At 62.6% G+C, this 6,652-nt stretch carries 7 protein-coding genes; 4 read left to right on the forward strand and 3 right to left on the reverse strand.

Features of this window, described 5'->3' with window-relative positions; genetic code table 11:
- Positions 1 to 17 precede the first annotated feature (17 nt).
- From RHSP_RS07640 to RHSP_RS07655, 4 genes are read left to right on the forward strand one after another with little or no spacing between them, the layout of a single operon-like run.
- Positions 18 to 350 carry a hypothetical protein gene (locus RHSP_RS07640; RefSeq protein WP_037150375.1) on the forward strand — a complete coding sequence of 111 codons (333 nt, stop codon included), beginning with the start codon at positions 18 to 20 and terminating at the stop codon, positions 348 to 350.
- Positions 340 to 1,395: a CobW family GTP-binding protein gene (locus tag RHSP_RS07645; protein ID WP_004112207.1), complete on the forward strand. Its 1,056-nt coding sequence runs from the start codon at positions 340 to 342 to the stop codon at positions 1,393 to 1,395. Before RHSP_RS07640 ends, RHSP_RS07645 begins: the two co-directional genes overlap by 11 nt.
- Before the next feature lie 16 nt (positions 1,396 to 1,411).
- On the forward strand, positions 1,412 to 2,629 hold the full coding sequence (locus tag RHSP_RS07650; protein WP_004112210.1) for an ABC transporter substrate-binding protein: 1,218 nt from the start codon (positions 1,412 to 1,414) through the stop codon (positions 2,627 to 2,629).
- A gap of 17 nt (positions 2,630 to 2,646) precedes the next feature.
- Positions 2,647 to 4,017: an amidase gene (locus tag RHSP_RS07655; protein ID WP_004112212.1), complete on the forward strand. Its 1,371-nt coding sequence runs from the start codon at positions 2,647 to 2,649 to the stop codon at positions 4,015 to 4,017.
- Positions 4,018 to 4,220: 203 nt separating this feature from the next.
- Here the strand turns inward: RHSP_RS07655 and arsB are convergent, their stop codons facing one another.
- Genes arsB through RHSP_RS07670 form a run of 3 tightly spaced genes read right to left on the reverse strand, consistent with a single transcriptional unit; the run spans position 4,221 to position 6,180 of the window.
- The gene (arsB, locus tag RHSP_RS07660) at positions 4,221 to 5,294 is read right to left on the reverse strand and encodes an ACR3 family arsenite efflux transporter (protein WP_037150359.1); all 1,074 of its coding nucleotides are present in this window, start codon (positions 5,292 to 5,294) and stop codon (positions 4,221 to 4,223) included.
- Positions 5,295 to 5,296: 2 nt separating this feature from the next.
- Positions 5,297 to 5,827: an arsenate reductase ArsC gene (locus tag RHSP_RS07665; RefSeq protein WP_037150361.1), complete on the reverse strand. Its 531-nt coding sequence runs from the start codon at positions 5,825 to 5,827 to the stop codon at positions 5,297 to 5,299.
- Positions 5,824 to 6,180 (reverse strand): ArsR/SmtB family transcription factor, encoded by a 357-nt coding sequence (locus tag RHSP_RS07670; protein WP_004112217.1) that lies wholly within the window; start codon positions 6,178 to 6,180, stop codon positions 5,824 to 5,826. The genes RHSP_RS07665 and RHSP_RS07670 overlap by 4 nt, the downstream gene beginning before the upstream one ends.
- Positions 6,181 to 6,652: the final 472 nt, after the last annotated feature.

Below are 6,652 nucleotides of genomic sequence, written 5' to 3' on the forward strand. Positions count from 1 at the left end.
TCAAGGAGGCGATTGCCATGTGTTCACTGTGCGGCGTGCTCGGCGGCAATGAGCACTGGACCGATGCTGCGGCGCGGCCAGGCGTGTTCACGCGCAACCGCGCCAGCTTTGACCGGCGGCGCGAGCGTGCCGAGCGCGTGCGGGCCGCCAACGAGATGCTTTCGGGCTTCGGCCTTGTCCTCTCCGATTGGCAGGGCGCGTCCTTCGTGCTGTCGACGAAAACGGGCAGGAGCGAGATCATCGAGGATCTCGGTCATCTCTGGCCGGCAGCCGAAAGGCTCGTCGGCCGGCCTTGCGACCCGCTCGACCTTGCCTTCGTCATAAGGATGGAGGCAAGGCATGTCGATTGAGGCCAGCGGCTTTCTGCCGATCAACCTGCTGACGGGCTTCCTCGGCTCCGGCAAGACGACGCTGCTCAAGCGCATCCTGGCCGATCCGGCCTTTGCCGATACCGCCGTACTTATCAACGAGTTCGGCGAGATCGGGCTCGATCACGATCTCGTCGAAAGCGTCGAGGGCGAGATGGTGCTGCTACGCTCCGGATGCGTCTGCTGCACCGTACGAGGCGAACTTGCCACCGCGCTCAAGGAGCTTTACTCCCGCCGCGAGCGCGGCCTGCTGCCGCCGTTCCGGCGTGTGATCATCGAAAGCACGGGGCTTGCCGATCCATTCCCGGTGCTGTCGACCATCAAGGCCGATCCGGTGCTTCGGCACCACTTCTGCGCCGGCAATGTGATCACGACGGTCGATGCGGTGAACGGGCTGCGACAGCTCGACACCTATATCGAATCCAACAGGCAGGCAGCGGTCGCGGACCGGTTGATCGTAACAAAGACCGATCTTCAGGCGGATGGTGATGGAGACGACCTTCAGGCTCGCCTTCGAGTGCTCAATCCCGATGCCGCCATCCTGATCGCAGCCGATCCTGATCTCGATCTATCCTCGCTGGTCGCGGTCCAGAGCAACGTATCGCCCAGCAGCAGCCTGTCGCAGAGCGGCTTTTACTGTGAGGAGCCGGTGCAACTCGTCGCCTCGGATGGCGCGCCGCATCAGGCCGCCATTTCGTCGATTTCGCTCAGCATCGACAGGCCTGTCGACTGGACGGCTTTCGGTCTCTGGCTGACCATGCTGCTCAATCGGCATGGGGAGCGCGTGCTGCGCGTGAAAGGTATCCTCAATCTCAGCGGCGAGGAGCGTCCCGTGGCGGTTCACGGCGTCCAGCATCTGGTACACATGCCGGTGCATATGGATGGCTGGCCTTCGGACGATCGCACCTCGCGCCTGGTCTTCATCCTGGACGGGCTCGACAGCGCTCTATTGAAACGCTCCTTCGAAGCCTTCACACTGGCGCGCGTGCCCCCAGCTGCATCTTGCCCGATCGCTGCGGCACGATGAGACAACCGGTATTCCTATGAACAAGCATGAATCCGTCGCCAAAAGCCTGTCTGCTCCCGCTTTGCATCTGAAGGGCCGGCCGCGCCTGCGCGTTCTCGGCACTGCAATCTCGCTGCTGGAGGAGTTGCGCCTGCGCGCGCAGGACGATCTCGGCATTGACGTGACCTTCGACAACAACGATTTCCTGACGACCCAGTACAAGGCGGCTCGCGAGCCGGAAACCTACGATATCTACGACCAGTGCTTCCACAATCTCGATATCGTCTGGCATTGGCGCGCGATCCAGCCCGTCGACACCCAACGCATCGTGCTTTGGGATGAGGTGAACGATCTCACCAAGACCGGCCATATCGGCCCCAACCCCCGAATGGGGCTTGGCGACGTGCCGGCGAAAAAGCTCTTCGTGCAGCCGAACCTCGCCTTGGGCGATACGCCGTCACGATTGATCTCGATGCTGCCGACCACGCACAATTTCGACAGTTTCGCCTATCGGACGGATCTCGCGCCAAATGGCGTCGGCATGCATTCCTGGGGCGCGCTTTTCGACGAGCGCTGGGCGGGAAGGGTGGCGCTGGTGGACGAGCCCGCCATCGGCATCTTCGACGCGGCGCTGGCCGCGCAGGCCGCCGGCCTTATGGCGTTCGACGATATCGGCAATATGTCCATTCAGGAGATCGACCAGCTGATCGACCTCCTCGAGGAGCGCAAGAAGGTTGGCTTTTTCAGAGATTTCTGGAGGACCGCCGAGGATGCGGCGCGGCTGATGATCGCCGGCGAGACCAGCGTGCAGAGCATGTGGTCGCCCGGCATCGGTATCCTGAATTCCAGGGGCGCTCCGGTCGAGCAGGCCGTGCCTGCCGAAGGTTACCGCGCCTGGCATGGCGGTCTGTGCCTTTCGAAACACTTGAGCGGCCGCCTGCTCGACGTCGCCTACGACTATCTGAACTGGTGGATATCGGGCTGGCCTGGCGCCGTCGTCGCGCGGCAGGGCTATTATATTTCGACGCCGCAGCGCTCCCGCCAGTTCATGACGCAGGCGGAATGGGACTATTGGTATGAAGGCGCCGCCGCGGCCCAAGACCTGCCCGGCCCCGACGGTCAGACCCGGATCAGAAAGGGGTCTGTACGCAGCGGCGGATCCTATTGGCAGCGCGCCAATTGCATTGCCGTTTGGAATACGACAATGGATGAGCACAATTATCTCGTGCGCCGCTGGATGCAGCTGGTCGGCTGAAAAGGAGAGCAGAGCCTATGGCACAGACACATCTCGGCAAGTCGATCGCGCAACTGTCGGTTCTGATCCAGTCAGGCAGCCTCGACCCGGTCGCGCTGGTCGAGGAGAGCCTGGATGCGATCCGTAGCCATCAGGATCAGGCGATTTTCACGCGGCTGCTGGAGACGCGAGCCAAAGAAGAAGCAACCGCCTCTTCGAAGCGGCTGCGGGAAGGGCGTTCCCGAGGGCTGCTGGATGGCATTCCCGTCGCCTGGAAGGATCTGTTTGCGATCGCCGGCCTGCCGACGACGGCCGGATCCATCGTGCTTGCGGATGCCGAGCCCGCAAGCGAGGATGCCGATGTCGTCAAGGCGCTGCACGCGGCGGGCATGATCGCCGTCGGCCGGGTGAATATGAGCGAGTTCGCCTTTTCCGGCCTCGGCCTCAATCCGCATTACGGCACGCCGCTCAATCCGCTGGCCACGGATGTCGCGCGCATTCCGGGCGGGTCGTCTTCCGGCTCCGCCGTCGCGGTTGCGGCAGGCCTCGTGCCGGTCTCGATCGGCACCGATACCGGCGGTTCGGTGCGCATCCCCTCAGCCTTCAACGGCCTTGTCGGCTATAAGGCGAGCCGTGGCCGCTATAGCATGGCCGGGGTCTTTCCGCTGGCGACCAGTCTCGACTCGCTCGGTCCCCTGTGCCGCAGCGTCCAGGATGCGATCTGGGTCGATGCCGCGATGCGCGGCCGTTTCGCTCCCGAGGTCGAGCGCGCCGAACCCGGCGGGCTTTCCATCGTGGTGCCGACGAATGTCGTCATGGACGATGCCGAGAACGGTGTCCTTGCGGCCTTTGAGGCGACACTCGCCCGGCTAAGCGGGGCCGGCGTCAAGATACGGCATGCCGCCTTTCCGGCCTTCGACCGGCTCTTTCAGGTGATGGCGGAGCACGGGTCGCTCGTCACTGCGGAGGCCTTTGCGCTGCATCACCGCCGTCTGGCGGGGCCTGAGGCCGAAGCCATGGATCGGCGTGTCGTCGCGCGGACGCGCCTTGGCGAGAAAATCACTTTGGTCGGCTATCTGGAAACGCTCAAGGTGCGCGAGCAATTGATCAAGGAGGTTGCCGCGACGCTCGGACCCAACGAGTTTATCGCGTATCCGACGGTCGCACACGTGGCGCCCGCACTCGCGCCGCTGGAGGCCGACGACGAGTTGTTCGTGAAGATCAATGGCAGAACGCTGCGGAACACAGCGATCGGCAATTTCCTCGATTGGTGCGGCGTGACCCTACCTGCCGGCACGGCCGAAGCCGGCATGCCGGTCGGTTTCCTGCTGTCGGCTCTAAAAAACCATGACGAACGGCTGTTGGGTGCAGCGCTGGCACTCGAAGAGACCGCCGCCAAAGACCCATAACTCCCTTACCCCTGCCTTTCGCCGACAGCGCCCGGATGATGGCGTCAGCTTGTCAGCAAGGCCAACGATCACAGGGATGCATGGCTAGTGGGCGAGCATTCGTCCGAGCCATGATCCATAGATATTTAATCGTCATCGGCTCGTTGCCGGCGTGCCACGCGAAGAACAGCAGTCCGGGTTATGATAGATGGTTGCGTCCGTGGTCAGGCTTCCTTCGGCTTCTCAAGTTTGGAGGCGGATACGGAGCGCACGGCGGAACCGTGCTCGTACCAACCCTTGCTGCGATTGACGATCCAGACCACCGACAGCATCACCGGCACTTCGATGAGCACGCCGACGACGGTGGCAAGCGCTGCCCCGGAATTGAAGCCGAACAGGCTGATGGCAGCGGCGACGGCGAGCTCGAAGAAGTTCGACGCGCCGATGAGGGCCGATGGTCCGGCGACGCAATGTTCCTCGCCGCTTGCCCGGTTCAGCAGATAGGCCAGCCCGGAATTGAAGTAGACCTGGATCAGGATCGGCACGGCCAAGAGCCCGATCACGGCCGGCTGCGCGATGATCTGCTCGCCTTGGAAGCCGAACAGCAGGATCAGGGTGGCGAGCAGAGCCAGAAGCGACAGCGGCTGCAGGGTTTTCAGGAGGCGCACGAGTGGCGCCGCCGATCCGCCAGCAAGCCGGCTGCGTCGCAGAAGCTGCGCCGCGATAACCGGTAGAACGATGTAGAGGACCACGGAGATCATCAACGTATCCCACGGCACAGCGATCGCCGAAAGCCCAAGGAGGAGACCGACGATCGGTGCGAAGGCGGCGATCATGATCGCGTCGTTGAGCGCCACTTGCGACAGCGTGAAGTGCGGTTCACCTTTCGTCAGGTTCGACCAGACGAAGACCATGGCGGTGCAGGGAGCCGCGGCCAGGATGATCAGGCCGGCTATATAGCTGTCGATCTGGCCCGCAGGCAGCAATGGCCGGAATAGCCATCCGATGAACAACCAGCCGAGCAGGGCCATCGAGAATGGTTTGACCGCCCAATTGATTAAGAGCGTCACCCCAATCCCGCGCCAGTGCCGTCCGACTTGGCTTAGAGCGGCAAAATCGACCTTCACCAGCATCGGGATGATCATCAGCCAGATCAGGGCCGCGACCGGGATATTCACCTTGGCGATCTCCGCCGAACCAATCGCATGGAACACGCCCGGCATTAGGTATCCGAGGGCGACGCCGACGATGATGCAGAGGAACACCCAGACGGTGAGATAGCGTTCGAAGGCCGACATCGTCAGGCAACTCCGCCCTTGCCGCGGGTACTGCCTTCGATACGGCCGATTTCGTGCAGCTTGGTTTCCAGCGCCAGCCTGTCGACCGTCGTGAGCGGCAGGTTCACGAACAGCGAGATGCGGTTCTTGAGATATCGGGCCGCCTGGGCAAAGGCGCGGCCCTGTTCGACTTCCGAGCCCTCGGCAGCAGCGGGGTCCTCGATCCCCCAATGGGCGGTTGCGGGATGGCCGAGCCAGACCGGGCACGCCTCGCCGGCAGCGCTGTCGCAGACCGTGAAGATGAAGTCCATCTGGGGTGCGCCCGGTTCGGCAAACACGTCCCAGCTCTTCGAGGAGAGGCCCGACGAGCGGTAGCCGAGAGCTTCAAGGGTTTTCAAGGCCCAGGGATGAACCTTTCCCTTGGGCTGGCTTCCGGCGGAGAAGGCGCGAAAGCGGCCCTTTCCTTCGGCTTCCAGAATGGATTCCGCCAGGATGGATCGGGCGGAATTGCCCGTGCATAAAAACAGCACATTGTAGACGTGGTCGGCGCTCATTGCAGTTTCTCCTCCATTTTGGGCGCGCAGCATGTCGTGACCGCTGCGGCCGGCGCGCAGATTTCCGGATGTCCGGAGCAGCAATCTTCCATCAGGAAGCGAATAAGGCCGCCCAGGGATTCGTAGTTGGCGGTGTAGATGATCGAACGGGACTGGCGTTGCGCGTCGATGAGCCCGGAATGCTCGAGCTCCTTCAGGTGGAAGGAGATGTTCGACGGTGAGACCTCTACTTTCTCGGCCAGAGCTCCAGCTGCCAGGCCCTCGGGGCCGGCGACGACGAGCAGTCTTATGATCTGCAGGCGGGTTTCCTGAGAGAGGGCGGCGAAGGCGGTGAGGGCCTGACGCTGATTCATATTTCAATAATCCTCGAAAAATTGAAGCAATGATTGCTACAAATGAGCGCCATCGACAACTCGAAAATTCCGAGCACCGATATCAGCCTTGGCCTCCTGCTTGAAACGCTGGCGGCGGCGTAGGCTCTCATCGACGATGAACGTGCGGCTCGCCGTGGAGCCGAAGCGGTTGCTGCTCGCGCTGAGGCGGTGAACTCTTATTCCGATGTGCCGATCGCCCGCCTCCGGCTCCCAGATCGAGAGGCTGAAGCGTGAGATCCGCTGCAGTCGTTGGAGCTCAAGGCTCGGCTGCTCGAACAGAAGGAATCGCAGCTTGAGGAACTGGAAGCCGACGCTAGCCAGGATGAACTGGCAGCCAAAATGGCGGCGCGTTCGTCATCGGTGAGAGCCCGTGGCGAGGATCGGTCAAACTGGCGACGTCATCCATCCCTGATGGAATTTCGGGAGCACCGGTATGTACGATGAATACCGC

Origin of the sequence: Rhizobium freirei PRF 81 (assembly GCF_000359745.1) — a bacterium.
Taxonomy (GTDB): Bacteria; Pseudomonadota; Alphaproteobacteria; order Rhizobiales; family Rhizobiaceae; genus Rhizobium; species Rhizobium freirei.